Annotated in this window: 14 protein-coding genes; 8 read left to right on the top strand and 6 right to left on the bottom strand. The window is 59.4% G+C overall.

What is annotated here, in order from left to right; genetic code table 11:
- Positions 1-152 precede the first annotated feature (152 nt).
- Entirely contained in the window at positions 153-1,580 is a 1,428-nt protein-coding gene (locus tag NZK35_RS26650) for a sulfatase family protein (RefSeq protein ID WP_259635565.1), read from the bottom strand.
- Between the two features lie 517 nt (positions 1,581-2,097).
- On the opposite strand from NZK35_RS26650, the gene NZK35_RS26645 reads away from it, so the two are divergent.
- The 5 genes from NZK35_RS26645 to NZK35_RS26625 all read left to right on the top strand — a co-directional run bounded on the left by NZK35_RS26645 (position 2,098) and on the right by NZK35_RS26625 (position 9,156).
- Entirely contained in the window at positions 2,098-3,924 is a 1,827-nt protein-coding gene (locus NZK35_RS26645; RefSeq protein ID WP_259635564.1) for a peptidylprolyl isomerase, read from the top strand.
- 13 nt (positions 3,925-3,937) lie between these two features.
- Positions 3,938-5,482, top strand: coding sequence for an aldehyde dehydrogenase family protein (locus tag NZK35_RS26640; RefSeq protein WP_259635563.1), 1,545 nt, complete (start codon positions 3,938-3,940; stop codon positions 5,480-5,482).
- Positions 5,483-5,553: 71 nt separating this feature from the next.
- Positions 5,554-7,143, top strand: coding sequence for a phytoene desaturase family protein (locus NZK35_RS26635; protein ID WP_259635562.1), 1,590 nt, complete (start codon positions 5,554-5,556; stop codon positions 7,141-7,143).
- Between the two features lie 46 nt (positions 7,144-7,189).
- A complete protein-coding gene (locus NZK35_RS26630) occupies positions 7,190-8,014 on the top strand; it encodes a lysophospholipid acyltransferase family protein (RefSeq protein WP_259635561.1) in 825 nt (274 codons plus the stop codon).
- Positions 8,011-9,156 carry a glycosyltransferase gene (locus tag NZK35_RS26625; protein ID WP_259635560.1) on the top strand — a complete coding sequence of 382 codons (1,146 nt, stop codon included), beginning with the start codon at positions 8,011-8,013 and terminating at the stop codon, positions 9,154-9,156. The genes NZK35_RS26630 and NZK35_RS26625 overlap by 4 nt, the downstream gene beginning before the upstream one ends.
- Before the next feature lie 431 nt (positions 9,157-9,587).
- Here NZK35_RS26625 and NZK35_RS26620 read toward each other — a convergent pair whose 3' ends face one another.
- The 4 genes from NZK35_RS26620 to efp form a co-directional block, all read right to left on the bottom strand.
- A complete protein-coding gene (locus NZK35_RS26620; protein ID WP_259635559.1) occupies positions 9,588-11,012 on the bottom strand; it encodes a class II fumarate hydratase in 1,425 nt (474 codons plus the stop codon).
- Positions 11,013-11,201: 189 nt separating this feature from the next.
- The gene (locus NZK35_RS26615; protein WP_259635558.1) at positions 11,202-18,074 is read right to left on the bottom strand and encodes an Ig-like domain-containing protein; all 6,873 of its coding nucleotides are present in this window, start codon (positions 18,072-18,074) and stop codon (positions 11,202-11,204) included.
- A gap of 200 nt (positions 18,075-18,274) precedes the next feature.
- Positions 18,275-19,621: a magnesium transporter gene (gene mgtE, locus NZK35_RS26610; RefSeq protein ID WP_259635557.1), complete on the bottom strand. Its 1,347-nt coding sequence runs from the start codon at positions 19,619-19,621 to the stop codon at positions 18,275-18,277.
- Positions 19,622-20,191, bottom strand: coding sequence for an elongation factor P (gene efp / locus NZK35_RS26605; protein ID WP_259635566.1), 570 nt, complete (start codon positions 20,189-20,191; stop codon positions 19,622-19,624).
- A 159-nt stretch (positions 20,192-20,350) separates the two neighbouring features.
- Between efp and epmB the strand changes: the two genes are divergently transcribed.
- Both epmB and NZK35_RS26595 read left to right on the top strand, forming a co-directional pair.
- The gene (gene epmB / locus NZK35_RS26600) at positions 20,351-21,394 is read left to right on the top strand and encodes an EF-P beta-lysylation protein EpmB (protein ID WP_259635556.1); all 1,044 of its coding nucleotides are present in this window, start codon (positions 20,351-20,353) and stop codon (positions 21,392-21,394) included.
- Between the two features lie 71 nt (positions 21,395-21,465).
- Positions 21,466-23,130 (top strand): ABC transporter permease subunit, encoded by a 1,665-nt coding sequence (locus NZK35_RS26595; RefSeq protein ID WP_259635555.1) that lies wholly within the window; start codon positions 21,466-21,468, stop codon positions 23,128-23,130.
- On the opposite strand, the gene NZK35_RS26590 is transcribed toward NZK35_RS26595, so the two are convergent.
- A complete protein-coding gene (locus NZK35_RS26590; RefSeq protein WP_259635554.1) occupies positions 23,131-23,802 on the bottom strand; it encodes a glycine zipper domain-containing protein in 672 nt (223 codons plus the stop codon).
- A 527-nt stretch (positions 23,803-24,329) separates the two neighbouring features.
- Between NZK35_RS26590 and NZK35_RS26585 the strand changes: the two genes are divergently transcribed.
- Positions 24,330-26,783 carry a YidC/Oxa1 family insertase periplasmic-domain containing protein gene (locus NZK35_RS26585; RefSeq protein ID WP_259635553.1) on the top strand — a complete coding sequence of 818 codons (2,454 nt, stop codon included), beginning with the start codon at positions 24,330-24,332 and terminating at the stop codon, positions 26,781-26,783.
- Positions 26,784-26,895: the final 112 nt, after the last annotated feature.

The raw sequence follows: 26,895 nt of genomic DNA, 5'->3' as shown, positions 1-26,895 counted from the left end.
TCTTCAGATGAGGGCCCGTAGGCTCGCGCCAAACGGCTGATATTCGTTTGACATCAGCCGGTTCGCGCCAGCGTCCGGGCCCCCTCATTCATGTTAACTTAGCGGTATTGGGCTTTAGCCTGCACACCAGCGCCCGTTGGTGTCATCGACGATTACCGATGGTCGCGGCACCAGTCTTTGGTGTGCACGCCGCTGCGGATTCGCCATTCACGCAACTCGTCGAGCAGTCGCCGTCGGTGCGACTGAGCTGACGGCTCGTCCCAAAGGTTGTTCAATTCGTCGGGGTCGGCGACTAAATCAAACAACTGGCCGTGGGGTTCATCGAGAAAGTGGACCAGCTTGTGGGTCTTGTCGCGAACCATCGTCATGAATTCGCAGCCGGTCAACACCGCATCGTTGACCTGTTCGCAATACACAAACGGGCGTCCTTGGAACGAGTCCGGGTTTTCCAGTGCAGCAGCCAACGAGACGGCTTCCAGGTCCGGGGGCACGTCGACGCCGGCCCACTCCAGAATCGTCGGCCCCAAGTCCATTTGCTGGACCAGCCCGTCGACCCGCCGGCCCTGATCGAACCGACCGGGTGCCCAGACGATCATCGGGACGCGCGTGATCTGTTCGTACATCGTCCACTTTTGGCTTTGGCCGTGATCGGTCAAGCAGTCTCCGTGGTCGCTGGTGAAGATCACGATCGAGTTTTCCGCGTAACCACCCGCTTCGAGCGCCGCCATGATCTGGCCGACCTTTTCGTCAATCATCGTCACGTTGGCCAAGTAATACGCGCGCTGGCGCTGACGCTGCTGCGGCGTCACGTCCAACGGCATCACCACCGAATCATGGTCGATCTGCGAATTGTGGACGCGCAACTCTCGAAGCGCCGGGGGTTGCCCTTCCAGTTCCTCCTGGGTGATCGGTATCAACGGCAAGTCCTGTTTCAGATACCGCTCGGTGTAGCGTGGCACCGGATCATAAGGTGGATGCGGTCCGGGGAACCCGATCTGCAAGAACAGCGGGTCTTTCTTGGGTGTGGACTCGATCCACCATTTGGCCATGTCGCCGACGAAGAAGTCCGGGTGGGTGTCTTCGGGCAATTCCCAGTCGAATGCGCCGAGCGACTCGTGGTAGTCGGGAAGTTTGCGGTATTGCTCGCGTTGTTGTTTGACCAGCCCGCGAAAGCGAAGTGCCTTGTCCCATTCGTCAAAGAAGTAGCGACCTTCCAGATAGCGGTCTTTGTTTTCGACGACAAATCGCTCGTGAAAGCCCAACTCGGTCAAGAACGGCCACGTGTGCATTTTTCCTATGTTCGCGCAATAGTAGCCTGCATCGTTGAGCCGCTCGATCCAACTCCTCCGCCAGCGATCGGCGTTTTTGAGGATTCCGGTCGTGTGGGGAAAGTATCCCTTGAACAGGCTGGCGCGGGCGGCGGCGCAGGATGCTGCGGAGACATGGCACTGATCGAACGAGACACCTTCGCGGACCAGTCGATCCAGGTGGGGTGTGTGAACGTGCGGGTAACCCAGCTCCGCGATCGTGTCATAACGTTGCTGGTCGGTGATGATGAAGATGATGTTGGGGTGTTGCACGTCGGCGAGTCTTCGTCGGGAATTCGATGGGGACGGGAGAGGGTCTGGCGATGGGGTACTATTGTCGAGCCTGACCGCGAGGCTTGCCACCCGGAGGTTGGGTTGCGCAAGATCTCTCCGTTGAAACGTGCATTCGTTCGGAGAATTTTGGCGGTTTCGATTCCCTTGGGGGCTTCGTGGGATCAGCCGTTTGGCGCCAGCCTACGGGCCCTCCGTGGTTGCCGAGGCCCGAACGCTTGCGCGAATCGGCTGATGTCCATCGTATTATTGATGCCCAACCGCTCCATGCTCATCGCTGGTGCATCGCAGAATCGATTCGGCAGAAATTTAGCGATGGCGTGAGACGGCGATATTACGCAGCCCACCCGCAGTGCCGCCGGTCGGCAGGATTGGGATTCGACTTGAGGCGAAACGGAAATTTTTCTACTTTCGCGGGTCAGTCGACCGGACCGAGTGGTTTTCCGGGTCGATTCCCGCAACGCATGACCCGTGCGAACGATTCAAAGGAGTGATCGCCATGGTTTCTACGAATAGGCAACGCAACATCCGTTTTGCCGTTGGCTCAGCCCTTCCCGCCCAAGGCTTTTTTGCCGCCCTCGTTTTCTCTGCCGTCTTCATCGGTTCGGCCGCTGTGTCCGTTTCGCCCGCGGCGGGCCAGGAAAATAATTCGGTGGTCGCGGTGGTGAACGCCGATCCGATCACCCGCCAAATGCTTTCAACGGCAACCTTGGAACGTTACGGCGAAACGGTGTTGGACAACGTGATCGTCAACCGCCAGCTGATTCTGCAGGCCTGCAAAGACCGCGGCCTGGAAGTGACTCAGGCCGAAGTGGGACAGGAAATCCAGCGTTTGGCGACCAAGTTCGGCTTCAGCGTGCCGGACTATTTGGGTCTGTTGCAAGAAGAACGCGACATTGATCCGGGCCAATACGGCCGCGAGATCGTGTGGCCGATGTTGGCGCTGCGAAAACTGGTGGCCGATCAAGTGGAGCCGACCGAAGACGAATTCAACCGCGCGTACTTGGCCCAGTACGGCGAGGCGGTCAAGTGCCGGATGATCATGGTGGCCGACGAACAAAAAGCACGCCAGCTGCACCAGCAAGCGACGACCACGCCGGCAGCCTTCGGATCACTCGCCAAAGCGCACAGCGAAGATGAAGTCAGTGCCAGCGTCGGCGGATTGATTCCCCCGATTCGACGTTACACCGGCGATTCGCGTTTGGAAGAAGCTGCGTTTGCACTGGCCAACGACCAGATCTCGCCCGTGATGCAATTGGCCGATCAATGGATTTTTCTGCAGGCCGTTCGACGCATTCCGGCCACCACGCCGCCGATGACGGCGATGCCGACGATTCGTGAACAGATCAGCGACCGAATTCGTGACCAAAAAATGAAGGGTGCCGCGAGCGAGCTGTTCGCGAAACTGCAACGCGACGCCAATCTGGTGAAGGTCCTCGGCAACGCGGAGCTGATGCAACAGTATCCCGGCGTCGCGGCGATCGTGAACAACCAACGCATCAGCATTTCCCAATTGGCCGCCGAGTGTGTCAAGCGACACGGCAAAGACGTCTTGGACGGTGAAATCAATCGAAAACTGCTGACCCAAGGTCTTTCCAAAGCCAAGAAGACGGTCGCCGAAACGGACTTGCAAGCCGAGATCGCCCGCGCGGCGAAAAGCTATGGCTACATCCGCAGCGATGGGTCGGCCGACTTGGCAGCTTGGACCGAATCGGTCACCAGCGACGGCGACACGACCTATGACATCTACGTCAAAGACGTCGTCTGGCCCAGCGTTGCACTGAAAAAATTGGTTGAAGATCGCGTGGCCGTCACCGAAGAAGACATGCAGCAGGGCTTCGAATCGAATTTCGGTCCCCGCGTGGAAATCCTGGCCTGTGTGTTGAGCGACCAACGGACCGCACAAAAGGTCTGGAAGATGGCCCGCGATAACCCGTCGGAAGAATTCTTCGGACGTCTGGCCGAGCAGTACAGCATCGAACCGGTTTCGGCCAGCAACAGCGGCAAGGTTCCGCCGATCCGCAAGTACAGCGGCCAGCCGACGATCGAGCGACAAGCGTTCGCACTCAAACAAGGTGAACTCAGCGGGATCATCGCGACCGGTGACAAGTACATCATCATGAAGTGCCAGGGGCGGACCAAACCGATCGTCGCGGACATCGAAGCGGTTCGCAGCGAACTGGTTCGGGACCTGACGGAAAAGAAGTTCGCCGCCGAGATGGCCAAGGAATTCGATCGACTCAAGGACACCGCCCAAGTCGACAATTTCTTCGTCGCCGCCAAAGAGATCGCCACCGCCCCACAGAGCGGCAAGGCGACTCGGTAACGAACGATTCGACTTGTTCCCAGGCTCCGCCTGGGAACACGCTGCCTTGGAGGCTCCGCCTCCGGAACGAGCCGGCGGAGCCGGCCAGGGTGGCAAGCAAGATGCTTACCCCACGTCACTCCTCCCTTCGAAAACCGCGCCGGGTTCGGCTACAGTGGGTGTGATGTGGCAACAACTCTCTTCCCAAAAACGATGCCGAATCGTCGGTTCGGCCGCCGCGGCACTCTGTGATCGATCCGAGGAGCTGATCCAGGCCTGCAGTTCCGATCAACGAACCGATCCGGTCGAAACGATCACCAGCGAGTTGCTTCCGCTCTGTGCGGCGATGCGTTTTTTGGCCAAACGCGGCCCCAAGATCCTTGCACCTCGACGTGTCGGGATCTGGCGGCGACCGGCCTGGCTGATCGGCGTGCATTCGGTCGTTCATCGTGTGCCGCTGGGCAAAGTGCTTGTGCTCGGCACTTGGAACTATCCGTTGCTATTGCCGGGCGTCCAACTGGCCCAGGCTCTCGCTGCCGGCAATCGGGTTCTGTTGAAACCCGCCGTCGGTGCCGAATCAGCCTCCACCATCCTGGTCGAGTGCTTTCATGCTTGCGGCGTCCCGGCCGATCAACTGGTCTTGCTCGATTCGGACACCTCCGCGGCGGTCGGCGCGATCGCCGATGGAGTGGATTTGATCGTGTTGACGGGGGCCGCCGAGACGGGCCGAAAGGTGTTGCACGGCGCCGCAGACACGTTATCCGCTTCCATCATGGAACTCAGTGGATGCGATGCGGTGGTCGTTTTACCGGGCGTTGACGAGCGGCGATTGATGGATGCGTTGCGGTTTGGATTAAGTTTCAACGGCAGCGCGACATGCATCGCGCCGCGGCGATTGATCCTGCCGCGAGCCGAGCATGATGTGATCCTTGACCGACTGCAAACAACTCTGGCGGATCAACCGCCGGTGATCGTCCACCCCGCGGCCCGCCCCTCGGTCGCCGACCAGATTGCGAAGGCGTTCGAGGCCGGTGCGGTTGACCCGCTGGGGCGATACTGCGAAACCAGGCTGCGAGACGAGGGGACGATGTATCCGTTGCTGTTGGACCGGGTTGCTGAAGACCATGAGATCGCGTCGGCGGACATTTTCGCGCCGGTGCTGTCGGTGATCTGTGCCGATGACACCGATCACGCGATTCGGCTAGTCAATGGTTGTCCGTACCGGTTGGCCGCCAGCGTGTTTGGACCGCACTCGGCGGCCGCCGACGTGGCAAATCAATTGAATGTCGGAACCGTCACGATCAATGACTTGATCGCACCGACGGCGGATCCGCGGTTGCCGTTCGGCGGCCGGGGGCAAAGCGGATTCGGGGTGACGCGCGGGCCGGAAGGATTGCTGGCGATGACCGCGGCCAAGGTGATCAGCCGACGCCGCGGACCGATCGCGCCACATCTGCGGCCCCGGTCTGAATCCGACCAGCAGATGCTGCACGGTGTTTTGCAAATCATGCACGCTGGCGGAGTCCGAAAACGACTCGCCGGGTTGCGGCGGATGGTCGGGGGCGTCAAAAAGACGTAAACCGCCCGTGCAAGCGCCGAAGGCTTCCTACCCGGCTATAGTCCCGGGCATCCATCCAATCGAGAGCAAACATGATTGCAGCCGATTCCAATAGTTTAAACGTCATCGTCGTCGGTAGCGGCCTGGCGGGTTTGTCGAGTGCTTGCGTGTTGGCCGCTCGGGGACATCGCGTGACCTTGTTGGACAAGAACGATTGGGTGGGAGGAAAAGCCGCCCAACACTGCGCCGACGGCTACCGATTCGACATGGGGCCGACGATCTTGACCGTGCCGAGCGTGTTGAAACGCGTCTTCGCCGAAGCAGATCGCAAGATGGAAGACTACTTGGAAATCTTGCCGCTCGATCCGCAATGGCGCTGCTTCTTTGAAAGCGATGGCAAAGTCGGCAAGGTCCAAGAAAACACTGTCCTGGACCTGGTCTCCAGCACCACCGAAATGAAAGCCCGACTGAAAGCGTTCACCGGCAGCGACGTGAACGGAGACGGCTATGAAAAATTCATCCACTTGAGCGAACACCTGCATGGCGTCTCGGATCGGTTTTTCTTTTGGCGATCGATCGGGGGTCTCGGGGACACGATGGACGTCGGCGGAGCGTTTTCGTTGAAAGTGCTCAAGGACGTTCTCTCGCTGAGGATGGGCAAAAGCGTCGCCTCAGTGGTGCGATCGCATGTTCCGGATGCCCGCGTCGCACAGATGATGGACCACTTCACCCAGTACGTCGGCTCGTCGCCGTATGCCTCGCCAGCCGTCCTGTGCAGCATCGCCCACATGCAGACCGAAGAAGGCATTTGGTATCCGGTCGGAGGAACCCGCGCGGTCCCCGAAGCGCTGTGCAAACTGGCCGTTGAGCTGGGCGTCGAAGTCCGCACCGGCGTCGATGTGATGAGGATCCAAACCAGCGGCAATCGGGTGACCGGAGTGATCACGGCGTCGGGAGAGACGCTGCCCTGCGACGCGGTGGTCAGCAATTGCGATGCCGTCCGCACCTACCGTGAACTGCTGCAAGACACGCCGCAAGCGACGAAATTCGAAAAGAGCAACACGTACTCCCCGGCTTGCAGCGGAGTCGTGCTCTACCTGGGGCTGAACCGACGGTACGAACAACTGTTGCACCACAATTTTGTATTCTCCAAAGACCCCGAGACGGAATTCGAATACATCTACGATCGCGGCGAACCGGCGCCCGATCCGACCGCCTATGTCTGCGCCCCGGCGATCAGTGAGCCCGAAGTGGCGCCGCCGGGTTGCGAGTCGTTGTACATTTTGGTCCACACGCCTTACCTGCGCGAGCATCATGATTGGAAAAAGATGTTGCCGGCGTATCGCGAAGTGATTCTCGACAAGATGGAATCCTGCGCCGGGACGAAGGGGATCCGCGATGCGATCGTGCACGAGTCGGCGTTGACGCCCGAAGGCATTCACAACCGCTATCGCGTGCTCAATGGTGCGATCTATGGGTTGGCCAGTCACGGCAAGTTCCTCGGCGCGTTCAAGCCGGGCAATCGCCGCAAGGATCTCAGTGGACTGTATTTGGCCGGCGGAGCCGCACACCCCGGCCCGGGCATGCCGATGGTGATGATGAGCGGCTGGATTGCGGCCGATTCGTTGGACCAGGATGTCCGCGGTGGCAAGCTGGCGCCGCTTCGATCCGGTACAACTTGAAATCGTCCTTCTGATCACACCAACACCATTGCCCCCAACGGACTCCATGACGAAGGCCCGTGTGCGCGAAACGCAGGGCGACGAATTGCTGGTCAAGAAATCGGCCGCTTGGTTTCTCGGCGGCTTCCACGCTTTCTTGCGACCTTATCTCCGTCGTCACTTTCATTCCATCGCCATTGATCGCTCGACGCACCCCGCGGCCGACTTCGCCAGTGACGCACCGTTGATCGTCTACGCGAATCATCCTTCGTGGTGGGATCCGCTGATCGCTCATTTCTTGCACCGCGCGCTGTTTCCTCAACGCCATTTTTTCGCCCCGATCGATTCCGACGCCCTGGAACAATACAGCGTCTTTGAAAAGCTCGGCTTCTACGGCGTCAAACTCTCCAGCACGTCGGGGGCCGCATCGTTTCTCAAGAAAAGCGTCTCGATCCTGAATCAACCAGATTCCGCCATCTGGATCACTCCCGAAGGCCGGTTCGCGGACGTGCGTGACCACGGCGCTGAATTGATGCCCGGCCTGTCGCACCTGTGTAAACGTTCCGACCATGCCGTCGCGCTGCCGCTGGCCTTGGAGTATGTGTTCTGGGAGGAACGGCTGCCGGTTTGTCTGGTGTCGCTCGGTGTGCCGCTGCGAACGGGAGACTACCCGGAATGGTCCAAGCCGGATTGGGCCAAACACCTGGCCGGCGGACTTCGCGACGCTCAAACGCGGTTGGCCGAATTGACCATCTCGCGATCGTGTGAACCGTTCGACAACCTGCTCAGCGGGACGCGTGGGGGAGGCTGGGTGTACGATTCCTGTCGGCGTGTCAAAGCGATGTTGACGGGCAAATCCTTCAAGGCAGGTCACGGAGACCAATTTCAATGACCCTGTTTTTGGCGATCGCGGCTTTGGTGTTGACGAGCTTTCCGGCCGCGATGTTCTTGGCCAACCTGCGGCTGTTTCAATGTCTCGGCACCGATGACAAACCTCCGTCAAACACCGATGCCAATTCGGCACCGCAAATTTCGGTGCTTGTCCCCGCGCGTGACGAAGCGACGGGAATCGGCGACTGCATCCAAGCCGCCTTGTCGAGCGACAACGTCATGATCGAAGTCATCGTGCTCGATGATGACTCGTCGGATTCCACCGCCGAAATCGTGACCGGGATTGCCCAGTCTGACCAGCGCGTGCGACTGATTCGCGGACGGCCGTTGCCGACCGGTTGGAACGGAAAACAACACGCCTGTCGGCAATTGGCTGATGCGGCCACCAGCGATCGATTTGTCTTCATCGACGCCGATGTTCGTTTAAAGCCCGACGGGTTGTGGCGATTGATGCAATACCAAGACCAAACCGACGTCGGACTACTGAGCGCCTTTCCCCACCAGATCACCGGAACGTGGTTGGAGAAATGGTTGATCCCGATGATGCACTTTATTTTGCTGTGCTACCTGCCTTTTTCGCGGATGCGTTCCCATGGTGACGCGAGTCTGGCCGCCGGTTGCGGGCAATTATTTCTTTCCACCCGCGATGCCTACCGAAAGGCGGGCACTCACGAGGCGATCAAGCAGTCACGGCACGACGGAGTGAAATTGCCGCGCGCGTACCGATCCGTCGGCATCATGACGGACGTGGTCGACGGTTCCGGACTGGCGGATTGCCGGATGTACCGGGGAGCGGCAGAGGTGGTTCGCGGCGTGCTGAAGAACGCGATCGAAGGGATCGCCAATCCCAGGCTGATCGTCGTGTTCACCGTCTTGCTGCTCGGCTGCAGCGTGCTGCCGTTGATTGCATTGGCCGTTTCGGTCGCTGAGAGGAAACCGATCGCGATCGCGATTTCAACGCTGGCGTTGGTGTTGGCCCATGCACCGCGTCTGGTCGCCGCGGCACGGTTGCGACAGTCCTGGTTCGGGGCCGTCTGTCACGTGCCGGCGACGTTGGTGTTCGTGGTGCTGCAGTGGATCGCGCTGGCCAATCACCTCGCCGGGCGTCAAGTCGCCTGGCGCGGCCGAACGGAATCAACGTAGCGGATTCATTCCAGCGGGAAGCGTCAGCGAGCGGCGCTGAACGTGTTAGCGGAACGGCGCGAGCCGTCCGTTTGCGGTTCTCTGGAACGCAATGCCGGTGTGGCTCGGGACGTCGATTCTTTTACTGCAGGATTTGGCAACCGATTTCGATTCTCTCCCTCTGGGAGAGACGGCGTTTGCGCAGCAAGCAAACGCCAGAGAGGGCCGGCGCTGCGAAAGGCATAGCGACTTCCGCGACGATCGATGTGGGCTGCAAAACCGATCACCAGCCCCCTCATCCCCAGCCCTTCTCCCCCACAAATCGACAAGCAAGCTTGTTACGATTTGTGGGGGAGAAGGGAGCCATGAATCTTGCAGTAATCAAATTGACGTCCTCCGCCACACACGGTGCGTCGACAGAAGGCGGAGCCGGGGAACAAGCGGCGAAACGCTCAACCCTGCGGCTCGGTCATCTTCCAAGGATCCAACGCATCGGCCAGAACGTCTTCGGCCAAAATTTCCTGTTCCAGGCACAGTTCGCGAATCGTCTGGCCACTCGCAAAGGCTTCTTTGGCCAGTTTCGCTGCCTTGTCGTAGCCGATCAACGGATTCAAGCTGGTGCACATCGACAGGCTTTGCTCGACCGCCGCGTTGCAGGATTCTTCGTTCGCCTCCATCTCCTCGACACAGAATTCGACAAACGCACTGGAGCCGCTGCTGAGCAAGGCGATCGATTCGAGCACGGTGTGGGCCATCACCGGCATCATGATGTTGAGCTGGAAATTGCCGCCGGCGGCGCCACTGAGCGTCATCGTGCCGTCGTTGCCGATCACGCGAGCGGTCAACTGCATCATCGACTCGCACATCACCGGATTGACCTTGCCAGGCATGATCGAACTGCCGGGTTGTCGCGACGGAAGCTGCACCTCGTAAAATCCGCAGCGTGGACCGCTACCCAACCAGCGAATGTTGTTGGCCAGGTTGAACAACGTTTGCGCAATGCACTTCAGTTCGCCGTGCGATTGAACCAAGGCGTCGCGTTGGGCGTTGGCTTCGAAATGATTGACCGCGTCGATAAACGCGATGCCCGTTCGTTGTTTCAGTGCGGCGGCGACACGGGCGCCGAATTCAGGGTGCGTGTTGATTCCGCTGCCGACCGCGGTTCCGCCGACGGGCAATTCCAGCACGGCATCGCGAGCCACCTTGGCCCGCGCGATCGACAGTTCCACCTGCCGCGCGAACCCGCCGAACTCTTGACCGAGCCGCAGCGGGGTGGCGTCCATCAGGTGGGTGCGTCCGATCTTCATCACCTTGTCCCAGGCTTTCGCTTTGGTGACCAAGGACGCATGCAGAGACTCCAGTGCCGGGATCAGCGCGGTCTGGATTTGAACGGCGGTCGCGACATGAATGGCGGTGGGGAAGGTGTCGTTGGTGCTCTGCCCCATGTTGACGTGGTCGTTGGGATGGATCGGCTTTTCCAACGCCGTCCGATCGCCGCCGGCGATTTCGATCGCGCGATTGCTGATCACCTCGTTGACGTTCATGTTGCTGCTGGTGCCGCTTCCGGTTTGGAAGACGTCGACCGGAAATTCAGCAGCCAGTTTGCCTTCGACCACTTCTTCGGCGGCGGCCAGCATGGCGTCGACCTGTGAATCCGTCAGCGGGTTTTTGCCGCTGCCGGTCAACTTGCCGAGGTCTCGGTTGGCGACGCCGCAGGCGTGCTTGACCATGCCCATGGCACTGATCATCGTTTGCGGCAAACGCCAGCCGCTGATCGGGAAGTTTTCGACGGCGCGTTGAGTCTGGGCGCCGTAATAGGCGTCGGCCGGCACCTGAACGTCACCCATGGAGTCGTGTTCGGTTCGATAATCCGTCATGGCAGCTGCGGTTGAGTGGGTGGGAAGAAATGAACGAACCGAAGTTTACCGCCACCACAATGAATTGAGAATTGGTGTGCGGTCACGCACGCTCGGAGAAGATCGTCCTGTTCCGAGTGGGATTGGCTTCCAGCCTGTCATTCCAGCGTCGACAGGCTGTTCACCCCAAGTTTAAGAGTTGACGATGCACTAGCTGGCGACGGCGGAATCGCCGATCGAATTGATGACGATCAGCGCATCGAGCGGAGTGACCCTACCATCGCCGTTGACGTCGATATAGTGGTGGAGCTTGCCTGGAGCAGGAGCCTTCAAAACGTCATTCATCTGCCAGTCCGGGTCGCCGATTTGATTGATCACGATCAACGCATCACGTGGGCTGGCCAAACCGTCGTGGTCGACGTCCGTACGACGAACGGGATTCGTCCAAGGGCGGTTATCCAGCAGCATGACCTGACCACGCGTGCTGGCCAAATGATGCAAAAAGCCGCTGGTCGAAAACAGAGGCGCGTTGACAGTCCAACCGGCCGTAAATTCGGGCGACGTTTCCCCAGCGACGATGATTTGCCGTGGCAGATCACCGCTCGATTGTGCGTCGAACACAACCGGCTGTTGTGACGACTCGGTGGACACCACACGAGCGATTCCGTGGCTGACGGGTTGAATGAATTGATTTTGTTCGTCGGTTTCCGTCACGGAATTCTCTGCGTCGACGACCACTGAAAAGTAGTAATTGCGGCCCTGCGTCAGTGATTGAAGCAACCGGACCGAAGCCGTTCGATTGACCGATTGTCCCGGTGCGAGTTGGGTGTCGAACGTCAATGTCGCGATCAATTTTCGGTCCGCGAGCGACGCATCGGGCGTGATTTGGGGCGTTGCATAGACGCGTTCTACCCAGGGCCCGGACGCCGTTTCCGTCCCCCGGTTCGCAGTGGTCCAAGACAGCTTCAGCGGTTCGCGTGGATCAACCGAGATCGGCAACTTTGACAACACCGATTCCGCCACCAGGTCAGGCAGCGATTCGGGCGGGGAGACTGAAACGTCGAACAGATATTGGGCATCCAGTTGAGCGCCGTCGACGAAATCCAAAGACAAGCGGTATGACCCCGATTGGCGAGCAACCCACTCGACGCGTCGGTTGGATTTGCTGATCACGTCAAAGTGCCATTGTTTTCCCTGATCGTCGAACACACGCAGGAATCCTTGGGCATCGGTCCAGGCCGTCTGGGAAACGTCCACCATGACATGCTGACCGGCATGAAGGGTGCCCAAATGAAAATCATCTCGATCCGTGCCCGCAAGCAGATGGCGGGGACTGAAAATGGATCCGGCGACGGAAGCGGATTTCTCGACCTTTTCGGCGTCCGAAGCTGGCTCCTCCGAATGCGACCAAATCTCGACCGGGAGAGTGGATTCCGCACCAATTGATCCTGTCGTTTGTCGGCCGACGTGCAGCAGATAGCTCGGTGGCGTGTTCCAAAAGGGAAGTCCCGCAAGCGCCGTGACGCCGACGAGGTAAACGGTATCCAGCGGGACGACCAGCGCGGGAGGAATCATGATCTGGTAGGACGCGTTACCGCGGTACGTTTCCAAAACGATCAGATCACCCGACAGATCGTCGATGTAGCCGATCTGGATTTGGTTGCGACTTGATTCGATGGTGCCTTCTAAAATCAGTTCGACGTGTTCACCGGCGCGGGCTTCAAAAGACCACCAATCAACATTGTCGACCTCATTAAATTCGCCTCGACCAACTTCGCTGCTCAGCCATCCGGTCCCCAGCGTGTCGGCCTGAAACCGCACCCTCGTAGCGTTTTCGGGCAAGTGGCTTGCCAGGTTTTCAAAAACCATATCGTCGGCAACCGCGTCGACATCAAAGATGCGTACAACGTCACCTCCGGCCTGCCCGTCGCCGTCTCCGTCGAGGGCGTTGCCGGCCCAGTCGGAGAGCGAGTCCTTGAGCGTCAACCGATGCATTTGATCGGTCAGTGGGCCGTCCGCGACATTGACCCTCAATGTCCGCGACTCCGCATCATCGCTGTCCAGGGAATCAAACGCGTAGATCCGGTCATCGTCGGTATCGAATTGACCATCATTTCCGGCCGCTCGTAGTTCAATTGAATCCGCGACGCCCGTTTTGTCGAAGGGTTCGGAAAACTCGATGGCAAATCGATGCAGTAGAACATCCAGCACTTCGCCCTCGCCGGGCAGACCGGTGATTCGGTCGATCCCCAGTGGGACGTTGTCATCAATCGTCACATCCAGGACATACTGGGCGCTGCGGCGGACGTTGACCCAAGGCTCATCCGGCGGAGTGCCCTGTTGATCGATCGGCTGCTCAGAGATCCAGGTCCGTTGTCCCGAAGTAGCGGTCGACCAACGTCCTTGGTCTGCCAGTACAGCGTATCGCGTGGCGACCGGGCAACAACTGCTGCGGGGCTCGCCAACTTTCCAAGCCTCAAACGTCAATGGGGATCCGTCGATCCACCGAAACGTTCCGCTTTTGCTCGGATCCCACAATCCGATGAAGTGACCGGCGCCGAAGAAGTCCGCCAGCACCGCGTTTTCTCGTGCGGATCCGATCGAAACCATGGGAGCTCCTTGACGATATCCGGCATCGAACGCTTCAAACCATTGGACCGCATCGTCGGATCGCGTGTATCGCCGATCGTCAGCAATGATGGTTCGATAGTCCAGATGGGCGTAGTAAAACGCTTCGGTCTGAATGGTTCCTCGGAAGACGCCATCGCCGGGGGCCATGTCAACGACCGTTTCCACGGTGGCGTTTCTTTCGAAGGGCTCAGCTCGAAGCGTCACACGGGGAGTGACCCCGGACCAGTCGGGAACGCTGGTGACATCCAAAACCACTTCGCTACCAGCATGCAGGACGCCCAAGTAGTATCCATCCAAATCTTCGGACCCGGTGAATCGGCCTGCAATCGATCCTCGCCGCCCCGATTCGGAAGGCGTGAAACGCATCGGGCTGGGATCGGGTGTGGAAAAACGATTCGGATACCAGTCGCTCTCTACTTCAATTGAATGACTACGATTGGCCTGGACTGAAATCGTATACTCAATATCGATCGTTTCACCGGGACGTTGCAATTGAAACAGGTAGGTGGCATCGGATTCGGCGATGAAGGCGTTGTCCCATTGCTGCTTCATACCGAAGAGTGGATTTGCGGAAACGGCTTCCACACTGTCTCCATCCCTCGATAGCCTCATCAGTTGTGCCGTCATGCCGATAAAGCGCGCTTGAGGTTGAAGATCGATCAGGAAGGAATCACCCTCTTGTACCGAAAAACGCCACCAGTCGGAGGAATCGCCCGATTGAAGTCGACCGAGTCCGATCTGGGTTCTCATCCATCCGGTTCCATCGCGATCGACGTCCTCAAACGTCAACTCGGTCGCCCCAAGAAAATCGTCGTTACCGGGAGTTTCGAGCAGGTACGGAGCACCGAGTGACGCGATGGTGAATTCATGGACAGAGTCGCCTCCCATATCGCCGTCACCGTCACCGTCGAGCGGCCGGCCGGCGAGATCACGGATCACGTCAGAGACAGTCAATCGATAGGACTGCCCCGAAAGCCAGTCGTCACCCAGCCGAACCGAAATCGAAAAGTCGTCGGCGTTATAGTCCAGCCGGGGTTCGAATTGTTGATCGTCACCCGTTTGAAAGACGCCGTCGTCGCCGGCACCGACGATCGAAATCGCGGTGTTCAACACGTCTTCGATATTGGTCGGCTCGCTGAGGAAAATGGTCAGTGACGAGACGGCTTCGTCTTGAGTTCCGCCAGCGGCGGGAATACCGTCCACCGAAACGATCTGGGGGGCGACATTGTCCTGCCAAGTCACATCGACCGCATATTGCCCATCGATGCTTTTCGAATCGGAAAGATATCCATCGACGACAACGCTGTACCAACCATCGGCAGGAATCGTCGCAAAAAAGACGTCGTCTGATTGAGACTGGTCCGCGACTGGCGTGTACCCTCGTCGCAACTCGACGCGGGGATGCGCCGAGGACCAGTGTGGTACGGTGGTCGGCTCGATCGTAATCGAATCGCCGGCGCGCAGGTACCCCAGCGGAAATACGTCCTCGTCACGGTGCGAGTTCAACGTGCCGTGGAACGTCGCTGAAGCGACAAAGTCGACGTGATCCCACGCGAACGCGTTCTCGCTGAAATCGGAGTAATAGGGCGGGAAATCAAACTCCGTCGACGACGAATCGCTGGTCAAGAGTCGAAGTTCATAGTCGCCGCGTTGCCCCGCAAAGAGTTGCTCAATTGCGACCAAGTACGTGCCCGACTGGGAAATGTCATTGATCGCTTGAAACGTATCCAGGTAGTGCCCCGCGGACGGATAAACTGCGTCGGTAACCTCAGCCCTCTGCCCCTGGTCCAATTGATAGAACGTCAACTTCGGCGCATACAACGTCCCCCGCGTCGAGCTTTCGAGCGAGTAGGCGATCGCTTGGAGTCGGACGCCCGCCTGTAAATCAAACTGCCACCAATCGACGTCGTCATCGGATTGAATTTTCCCATACGCCAACTCGCTTCGTTGCCAACCTGTTCCCCGATTGTCGCTGATGAATTGCAACGGGGTTGCGAGCCCCGGAACCTCGCGATCAGAGATCTCAATGACGCGATCATCCGGTTGATTGACGACGGAAAACTCTCGTGCAAATGCCGGCGACGCTTGCGAACCGTTTGCGCCGACCAAGGCGTTGCCCGCCAAATCTGCGACGGGACCATCGATTTGAAATCGATAGCTGCCCAGCGGTAGCGGATCAGCGGCTAACCGAACGTCCCACCGGCTTAACACATCCGATGGCGACACCTGCAACTCGATCGGGACGTCATCGGTCGTTCCCAACACACCATCGGCTCCAAACGCGGTGAGTGTGATTCCCGACGACGCGACGGATTCCGGTGCAACCGATTCATTGAACACCAACGTGAATGCATCAATCAAATGGGTCGCGAATTCTCCTTCGCCGGGCAAGCCCCGCAGCTCCGTCACCGCTGGCGGTGTCGTGTCAGTGATGGAGACCTTCAGGACATACTGGCCATCGGCCGGATCGAGCACGTCGTCAAACGTGTCGTCTTGAACCACTTCGACAAAATACTCTGTCTCCCTCGGGGCCTCCGCACGGATGACCAACGGATCGTCCGAGGAAATCGGCAGGTCAACTCTGGATCCAGCATTGTCGGCATCGCGATAGTACACCCGGATTTGGGGTTGAGCCGGCGACCAGGACGGAAGATCGCTCGCGTCAACACGGATCTGGTTTCCCGCGTTCAGCGTGCCCAGGCGAAAGTGATCTCGGTCCGTGTCACTGTTCAGGGTCCCGCCGACGCTGCCAAACTTAGATCCCGGCGCACCGATGAACGCGATCTCGGTCGCGTCGGTCGAAGTTCCGTTTAAATCATTGGTTGCGGCGACCTCATAAGCTTCAACGTCTTGTTCGCGGCTGATTCTCAATCCGAAGCTGTACGGGTTGACCGGCCCCAACGAGATATGTGAGCCGCTCCGCCAGTGCGAGCTGACGCGGACATAAAAGGTTCCCGACGCAGGAAGAACGTATCTGGCCAGCTGTGGACGCGTAGGATACTGGACCGGTGACTGGGGTTCCAGAACGATCACCGCCTGGGAATCGGTGGCCGCGTAGGCCAACTCAAATCGCGTCGGTCCGGCCAATGGGCGTTCGTTCGCCACAAGGTCGACCACGTCGTCGGCACGTCCCTGAAAGCTCCACCAGTCGTAGTCGGTGATCACTTGTTGGTTTTCGTCGCGTCCCCGGTTGGTTTCTTCGGTCAATCCGGCGGCGAAGGGGCTGCGCAACCAACCCGTGCCGCCCGGATCGGATTCCAAGGGCAGCGGAATCGCAGTCGCGGCTTCGTCGCCGGTGAATCCTTCAAAGACTTCATCGGCCAACAACGCATCCATCGCAAACGTGTGCCGGTATCCGTTTCCGCCGGCAAGCACATTGCCTGCCGCGTCGCGGACCTGATCTGAGACGGACAATCGAAACGGTCCGTCCGCCAGTGGCTGATTGATCAGGCTCACCGCAACCAGCGACGGTCCACGCCATTGAACCTGCAAATGATAGGCTTGATCGTCCGCCGTTTGAAACTGCTGGTCAGGTCCGGCGCCGAGCAGTTCCACGTCTTCGTCGGTCAGCGAATCAGGATCGATTTCGCTGTCGAACTTGATTTCAAATTGGTCAATGAAATCGCTTCCCGTCGCATCCGGTGCGGGTAGTCCCTCGACGTCGTCGACTTGCGGTGCGATTCGATCCACGATTCCCACTTCCAACAACCAATGCGAGTCGGCTTCCTGCTGGCCGGCGGAAGTCGCTTTCACATAGTACTTTCCATCTTCCGGGATCGTTGCGGTCAGATGCTGAGTTGAACTTGGCTGTCCCGAAGTTGATTGCGCAATCACCCCGCCGAATGCATCGACCACCTGGATTTGTGGGGAGCCGGTGCTCCATTCGGTTTTTCGGGTCGTGACGGTGATCGTGTCCGCAGCGTCGCGGTTGCCGAGCGCGAAAAAATCGACGTCGCGGAAGGAAGGATCGCCGAGCGTCGCGGTCGCAACGATCTGCGTATCAAGCCGCGACGTCGAATGGATCCACTGAAGCTCGACGGCATTGCGGATTATATCATTCCCCGTCCTCGTCTCCGATTCGAATTGAATTTCGTGACCGACCAAGACGGACAATTCATAGGACGTCGCTTGCAATGGGGCATCGTTGGAAACCCGGACGAAGATGGGTTCGTCCGACCGGCCGAAGTGCAACCACGTCGCCCCGAACCCGACGGTCGCCGCATTGAGTGATCTGATCCGTAGGGAATCACTGGAGTTGCCCGGAACGACGGGGCCATAAAAGATGTCAGTGGAGCGGATTGTGACAAGGACTTCATCGGCTTCGATCGGCTTCGATCCGAAAAACGTCCGAATCCGATCCGGAGACTGTGCCTCGGACGATGCCACGAGAAAGCTGGGGAACCGCAATCGATTGTTCCAACGCGGGAACCTGGGCGTCGTCAATGCGGTCATTGGGTTCGACGTCGAACGAAGCGGCCAAGACGCGTCTTCGCTCAAGCCGTTCGAATCCCAATGGTTTTTGTCGGCGGCGATCGAATTCCAAGATGGTCAGACGCTCCGGGCACTCCGAGATAAATGGATCAGGCGGCTTGGGACTTGCCCCTGAGAGAACCCAGACCGCGGCCTCACCAGAAGGGGGGCGACTTGGCTTTCTACAGCATGAACCGAGCGATATTAATATAGATCACGATGCCCAAAATATCCACGATTCCCGCGACGAAGGGGTTGCTCATCATGGCCGGGTCCAGGCCGAGTTTTTGGAAGATCAACGGCAGCGCGGCGCCGAAGAAACAGCCGACGATGATCACGGCCAGCAAGGTCAGCGGGATCACCAAGGCGGCAAACGGTGTCGGCGCCATGAAGATCGCGACCGAATAACCGATCGTCGAAAGGAAAACCCCCAGCACACAGGACACCACGATTTCACGCTGCATCACGGTTCGCCAATCCCTTGGTTCCAACTGACCGCCGGTCAGCGCCGTGATCACCAGCGTCGCCGACTGGCTGCCCGAGTTTCCGCCGGCGCTGATGATCAGGGGAATGAACGAGACCAACCAAATATAGTTTTGCAGCTCTTCGTGATAATGTTCCAGCGCGAACGCGGTCAACAGCGCGGCGAAGAACAAGATGATCAGCCAGATACCCCGCTTCCACGACAGCGTCAGCAAACCGATCCGCAAGTAATCTTGTTCCAGCGGTTCGACGGCGGCGATCCGATGGGCGTCTTCGGTCAGCTCTTCTCGAACGACGTCGATCACGTCATCGTGGGTGATGATCCCCAGCAACCGGCGCCCCGAATCGACGACCGGGATGGCGAGCAGGTTGAATCGCTCGACTTTTTCGGCGACCGATTCTTGATCCTCGTCGACTTCGGCGACAACGACGTCGGTTTCCATCATTTCGCCGAGCGTACGCTCGGTACGCGATAAAGATGAAACGAGTTGCCGCGTCGACACGATGCCGCGCAGCAGGTTGTCGTTGTCGACGACGTACAGGTAGTAGATCGTTTCCAGCTCGCTGGCCTGCTTGCCGAGCTCCTTGAGCGCCTCGGACACCGTCAGCGACTCGGCGAGCATCGCGACTTCGGACGTCATCAACGCGCCGGCGGTGCCCTCTTCGTAAGAACACAGTCGCAAGATGTCGCGGCGGTCTTCGACCGGCAACAGCGGCAAGATCGCCTTGACGCGTGCCGGGGAAAGTTGCTGGATCAGGTCGACGCGGTCGTCCGATGCGATCCTGTCGACCAACGCGGCGACTTCACGCGGCTCCTGGCTTTGCAACAGATCGACTTGGCGCTGTTCGTCGAAGTAGGAGAAAATCTCCGCGCGTCGATCCAGATCCGCGTACTGCAACACCGACCACAGGTCGACGTCCTCGAGCCCCTCCATGAATTCCGCGGTTCGTCCGGGATTGAGCGCCGTGCAGAACTCGACCAGCTCGGCCGAATTACTTTCGGCCAACATCTCTCGGAGTTCGGGAAGCAGGAGAGGGTTGACCATTTAGTTACTGACGCGTTCGCTGTACTCGCCCGTTCGCGTGTCCACTTTGATCACATTGCCGGTCTTGATGAATCCGGGAACGATGAACTCCGCACCGGTTTCGACCATCGCCGGTTTGGTCACATTGGTCGCGGTGTCACCCTTGGCGCCGGGGGCACAATCGGTGACTTCCAGTTCGACCATGGTGGGCGGCTCGACGATGATCGGGTTGCTGTTGTACGTCGTCATCGTGCAGATCATGCCGTCCTTGAGGTACTTCCAAATGTCCCCCGCGACATTCTCGGGCACTTCATATTGCTCGAACGTCTCTTGGTGCATGAAGACGTAGTCTGGACCTTGGCGGTACAGGAACGACACGTCGGTGGTCTGGACGTCGGCGGCTTCCAACGAATCGCCGCCCTTGTAAGTTCGATCCAAGGTCGTGCCCCGAATCAAGTTTTTCAGTTTGCACTTGTAAAGCGCGTTGCCTTTGCCCGGCTTGACGAACTGCATGTCCGTCATCAGGTAAGGTTCTCCATCGATTTGGACTTTCAGCCCTTTTCGGAAATCGCTGGTGTTGTAAGTTGCCATCGGTTTGTCCGGCTCCGTGATACAGACTTCTGCGGGGGCGATCAGGAGTTTCAATGACTCCCATCGGGGCGAGAGTTTACCGAGCAGGGGCGGTTTTGTCCCGACCGGGTAGAAGCTAGTTTTCCCGAACCTTCCAGAAACCGCCCCGGGACCGGATTCATGTCACGTTCTGATTGTTCGCCCGCTGCCACCGCGTCGAAAAACGGTGCCCGTTTCTCTGCCGCGAACACCCGCCAGGTCGGCTGGCAGACGGCGATGAAACGCGCCATCCGCTCTCAGAGCGAGCTGCGCCGGTTGCTGGGCATCGCGGCGGCCCCCCAGGCGGAGCGGGCGGAGGCGTTCCCGACTTTCGTGCCCCTCGAACTTGTTTCCCGAATCACCCCCGGCGATCCCGACGATCCGATCTTGCGCCAGGTCCTGGCCACCCCGGCCGAACTCGGCGAGCGGCCTGGGTTCGTGCCTGACCCCGTCGGCGATCTACCGGCCCAACGAGGCGGCGGGTTGTTGCACAAGTACGACGGGCGGGCATTGATCGTCACGCACGGGGCCTGTGCGGTGCATTGTCGCTATTGTTTCCGGCGCGAATTCCCCTACCTAGAAAACGGATCCCGGAAACAGTCCTGGGCGCCGGCCTTGCAATACATTCAAGCTGACGACTCGATCGAGGAAGTGTTGCTCAGCGGGGGCGACCCGTTGACGTTGACCGATGACGTGTTGGCGGACTTGATCGACCGGATCGAAGCGATCGACCACGTCCGCCGGCTGAGGATTCACACCCGGCTTCCGATCGCGATTCCGCAACGGGTCACCGCCGAGCTTGTCGACCGACTGGACCGCTCGCGTTTGGCCGTCTGGGTCGTCGTGCACAGCAATCACGCCCAAGAAATCGATCCGCACGTCGTCGCGACTCTGGATCGGTTGAGGCGTGCCGGGATCTCGGTGCTGAATCAGGCGGTGCTGTTGGCCGGGGTCAACGATTCGGTCGACGCATTGGCAAATCTGTCGTTGAAATTGGTCGATTCGGGCGTCGTGCCCTACTATCTGCATCAACTCGATCGCGTCCGCGGGGCCGGCCATTTCTGGGTGGATATCGAACGCGGCAAACAGCTCCTCGGGCAACTGCGGGCGCGGCTGCCCGGCTATGCCGTCCCAAAATATGTGATCGAGCAGGCCGGCGAAAACTCCAAGACTCCGATCGCGTAGAATGTCGGACGTGTGGGATCGGCTTCCAGGAATCCCCGCCCTTTTCGATTTGTGCGCACGCCCCCGTCGGCATGTCCCGTGATACGGAAGTCTTTTCATCCATGTACGTTTTCGAAAACCCGGTCCTGCAACGCGAATTGCTGGTCAATCTGCGTACCAAGCGCGCCTTTGTGTTGCTGGCCGCCTACCAGTTGTTGTTGGCGACGGTGGTCGTCGCCGCGTGGCCCTCGGACCAGCGGCTGGACCTGACGTCGAACCCGCCCTCGGCGACCAAGTTGGTGAACCTGTTTTTTTTGGGGCAATACGTGATCGCTTCGCTGATGGCCCCCAGCTTTGCGGCGGGCACGATTGCGGGTGAAAAAGAGCGCAAGACGTACGAGATGTTGCTGGCCAGTCCACTGCGGCCTGGCGCGATCATCATCGGCAAGGTCGTGGCCTCGCTGACCCACATCGGCATGCTGATCATCGGTTCGCTGCCGATCATCGTCTTGTGTTTGCCGCTGGGGGGCGTGAGTGTTTACGAGGTGTTGGCCGCCTACCTGGGATTGATCATTTCGGTGGTCCTGTTCGGTACGATCGGCGTGATGGCCAGCAGCTATTTTCCGCGGACAAGCAGTGCGTTGGTGGTCAGCTACCTGGCGATCTTGCCGTTGGTGATCGGCGCCTGCCTGTTTTGGGCCTCGATGGCCAGCGAGGGTGACTTGCGGCTCAAGATCTCCGCGATCGTCTTCCCGGCTTTCGGGCTGACCGCCGTGATCTTGATGGGGGCCGCCGCAGCCGGGCGCATGCTCTATCCGCCGGACGTGGGCAGCGAAGGCAAAGAAGTGATCGATTTGGAACGTGAAGCCGAAGAGGCGGTCGGGCTGGTGATTCAACCGGACCAGTTTCCCGACCGATTGTTCGCGCCGCCACGCAAAGACGAAATGATGGCCGACGGGGCGAATCCCGTCTACGACAAAGAACTGCACAGCGAGATCTTCAGCCAAGGCACGTTGATGTTGCGTCTGGTGATCCAGATCAGCATTTTGCTGGCGATCCCGATGATGGGTGTGTTCTTGTTCTTTCAACAACAACATGCGCCCTGGTTCGGCGTTTACGTGATCGTGTTCAACATGCTGGTCGGGCCATCGTTCCTGGCCAGCAGCATCACCAGTGAACGCGAACGTCAGACCTTGGACCTACTGCTGACGACGCCGCTTTCGCCCGTCCAGATTCTGTGGGGAAAATTTGTGGTGCGGTTTCGAATCAGCTTTGTGCTGACGTCGTTTCTGATGTGGCCCTTGATACTGGGTGCGGCGCTGAACACGTCGTTTTGGTCCAACGGCTTGACGGTCTTGGGCATGTTTTTGATCATCGCGGTGGTCTGTTTGGTCAACTGTGTGATCGCACTGGCGTGCAGCCTGTTCACACGCAAGTCGTCGATCGCTTTGCTGACGACCTATGCCGTTTTGCTGATGCTGTACGTCGCACCGCCGGCGCTCTCGACACTGGCGAGAACACTGGAAATGAACGCCCCGCTGATCGCCCAGGCCGATTGGACCGGAGTGGCGAGCCCGTTTTCGGCGCTGTTCGCGTTACCGCTGAACGAAGAAATCGCGCCGGAGAACCCGGAGGTGAATGCCGGGAAATTACACATCGTGGTCGGCTACTTTACTTTCAGCACGCTCTTGGTGATGGCGGTCACCGCAGCCATGGTGCTGCGGTTGAGGGCGCGGCAAGGCCTGTCCGACGGTTGATCAGTGGTGGTGGTAGTAGAACATCGGCCGACGTCCGTGCCGATAGTGCGGCGGCGGATAATGCGGCAGCGTGTGTTGCTCGATGATGATCGGCGCCGGGCGATAGATCCGTTGCTCGACCACCGTTGGCGTCGGGCGAGCGACGGTGACGGGGGCGGGCGAAGCTGGGGGACCGACCGTTTGCAAGGCCGTGATCACATTTTCGCTGACACCCTGCTGATGCAAGGCAATGATATCGGCGACGGCGAGTTTGCCGAGGTAGCCGCGTTGCCGAACCTGATTGATGATCACCTGGTCGCTGAGCCCACTTCGCGACATCGAGACCACGTCCTGTAGCGTGACGGCGGATTGCTGGACCGCGGCCTGCCGCTGAGCGGCATACTGTTGTTGCTGTGCCTGGTAATAAGCCGCCCGTTGCTGTTCCAGCGCCGCTTCTTTGTCGGCGGCGTTCCCCAAGATGCCTCCGGCCACCGCACCGACGACCCCACCGATCGCGGCGCCCGCGCCGGCTTCATCGTTGTGATCACCGATCAGCCCCCCCGCGATCGCGCCGGCGATTCCGCCGAACGTCGCGCCACGCTGCTGATTCGCCTGGGCGAGGGCATCACGAGGGGTGCAAATGGCGATCAAGACCAGGGAAAGGCCCAAGCCGAAATGTCGAGTGGAAGTCATCGGTGAGTATCCATAGCCGAGAGGGAAATTGGCCCGTCGGGAATAGCAGAAGGGGCGCGGAGGCGTCAATTGAAGTCTGCTGGACCGAAAGACACGAAACGGTGCGACCGGTTTGCGGGGGATGCGGTGTCAGCCGCCGGATCAGAAAGTTGATGTTTGCATTAGCCCTGGAAGGACGCCCCATCCGCTGCCGAGTCTTGCCGACGTTCCCTGGGGCTCCCGTCGAGGCGAAGAGATGGAGAGAATTTGCTCCTCCGGCCAGGCAATTTTCCCCGAGTGTTCCGATTTCAGCCGGTTCTGGCGTTTCCGCTCAGGCTTCTTGCCGGCTTCGTCTTCCCAAGATCCGCCTTGGGGGCCAGAATACGCGCCCGGAATGCCCGTTTTCCGCCCCCAATTGAAACCACCGCACCATCACTCCCTGGCACTCCCTGACACACCCTAGTGCTCAGGACTGAATCCTGGCGTGTCGAACCGCGTCAAATCACCGCCGGTGAACTTCCCTACATCCAAACCCAACCGGATCGATCGTGGATCGCCGCACCTACACGTTTGTCGTCGCATCGGCGGCATTCCTCTTTTTTTATCTGTCCCTCCGCGCCGTCGTCGCACCGCCACAGCCCGAACAGGGGCCGCTGGCGGACCAGGCGGCAGAGGTTACCGAGCAGAACGACGAAACCGCTGCGGCCAGCGAACCGGCTCCCCCCACCAGCGAAGAAGTGTTGGGGGACGGCGATGCGGAGACGGAAGAGGGTGGGATCCAGTCGACCAAGGGTACGACCAAGTGGTTCACCATCGGTTCGATGGATCCGGCCGACAAACAGAATCTGCTGATCACGTTCCGCAATCAGGGCGGCGCGATCGAGCGGATGGAGATCACGACCCGCAACGAGGAAGGCCGCTTTGCGTACCGTCGTGTGGACACACGCAGCGGTTATTTGGGGTACTTTGCCGGCCGGACGAACGCACAGATCGACGGCGTCACGGTCAACGTCGTCGGTCCGGGGACGCCCGCCGCGCTCGCCGTCGCCACCAGCGGTGAAAAAGGAATCCAGGTCGGAGACGTGATCGTGGCGATCGGCGAAACCCCGATTTCCTCGGTCAACGACATCCAGGAATCGCTGGTGACCACCAAACCGGGCGACACGGTGACCGTGGAGGTCGTCCGAGGCGGACCGACGGCGAAACCGCTACTGTTTGAAGCCAAGTTGTCTGAGCATCCCTTGGACCTGATCCGGCTGGCAAGCTACGGGGGTGAGGATGCGATCCCCGGCAACCTGTCTCGTCTGTCATGCCTGGTCACCCTGGCTCAAGTGGGCCGCAAGGAAATCCCCATCGGCGAGCGTTCGCTGCAAACCTTGGCCGACCCGGAAACCCAAATGTGGACGGCCAGTCAACAAACCGGTGACGATGGTCGCCAAACCATCCGCTTTGAGACGACGATCGGCTCCAAAGCCCTGCAGCCGATCGGCGGCGAAGCGGTGCGGATGACGCGATCGTTCACCCTGAATCCGCAAAGCTATGTCGTCGACATGGACGTCGAGGTCGTCAACCTCGGCGAGACCGCACAAAACCTGGCATTGAGACTGGAAGGCCCCAACGGGATCACGCCGGAAGGGTGGTGGTACAGCAACAAGATCAGCCCCAATTTCAGCGGTGCGGCCGCCCGCGACGTGGTCTATCGCACCACCGCCGAAGGACATCGCTTGGTCAGCGGGATGACGCTGCTGAAAGAAGCACGCAATGACCCCAAGGACCCCAACTACGCGATCTTCGCCTCCGACAGCGGCGAGGCGGGTCGCGATTTGAACTACATCGGAGTCGACGCGCAGTATTTCGCCGTCGCGTTCATGCCGCCCGACGAAAAGACGTCGCTGGGGGCTTACGACCGAGCCAACGCAACGATCGTTGCCGATGAAGAGGATGTGGAGAAACACAAAGAGCGAGCCGTCAACGTTTCGTATTTCTTGAACGGCAAGACGATCGAGGTTCCTCCCGGCCAGGCCTTTGGCCAGTCGCTGCGGATGTACGCCGGCCCCAAGGAACCCGAGTTGCTGGAGCAATATGGGATCGGCGACTTTGTGTATTACGGTTGGTTCTCCTTCTTTTCCAGCCTGCTCTCGGGACTGCTGCACATTTTGCAAAGCATCGTCGGCAACTACGCCGTCGCCATCGTCCTGCTGACGGTGATCGTCCGCGGTTGCATGTTCCCGCTCAGCCGAAACGCGGCGGTCAATGCCCAGCGGATGCAAGAGTTGGCTCCGGAGATGAAGAAGATCGCGGAGAAATACAAGGACGACATGGAAGGCCGCCTGAAGGCTCAGCAGGCCCTGCAAAAGCGGGTCGGGTTCAACCCGCTGGCCGGCTGCTTGCCGATGTTTTTGCAGTTGCCGATTTTCATGGGGCTGTACCGGGCCCTGTCGGTCGACATCGACCTGAGGCAAAAACCGCTGTGGTCGCCCAACGGCTGGGCCTCTAACTTGGCCGCCCCCGATCAATTCATGTACTGGGGCGACTGGATGCCGGAATTTATCGCCGGTCGCGGCACGGGATGGCTGGGACCCTATCTGAATATCTTGCCGATTTTCGTCGTCGTGCTGTTCATCACCCAGCAAAAACTGTTCATGCCGCCGGCCACCGACGAACAGACCGCGATGACGCAAAAAGTGATGACGATCATGACGCTGTTCATGGGGCTGTTCTTCTTCCGCGTCCCCGCCGGCCTGTGCATCTACTTCATCGCCAGCAGCATGTGGGGCATCGGCGAACGCTTGTTGGTCAAGAAGACCCTGCCCAAGGGCAAGCACTTTGACCTGGACGCCGACGGCGATGTGATCGACGCGGTGGCGACCAAAAAAAAATCGGGCAGTGGTAAGAAAACACTGACCGAAAAATTGCTCGACCAGGTGAACCAGAAAACGCCGGAAGCCCCGGTCGAGCCGCCGAGCAAACGCAAACGTCCGCCGACCAAGAAGAAACGGTAGTCGGCCGCTCGTTGCGAAAGTGTTTCCGATGGCAGAATGATACGGGGCAGAACGATGTTCTGTCCGCTCCGATCGCGGAGCCACAATCATTGTCGCGGTAGGGACCGCCGTT

Origin of the sequence: Stieleria sedimenti (assembly GCF_025060895.1) — a bacterium.
GTDB classification, from domain to species: Bacteria; Planctomycetota; Planctomycetia; order Pirellulales; family Pirellulaceae; genus Stieleria; species Stieleria sedimenti.
Note: the sequence above shows the minus strand (reverse complement) of the source record. Positions and strands in the feature narration are given on the sequence as shown.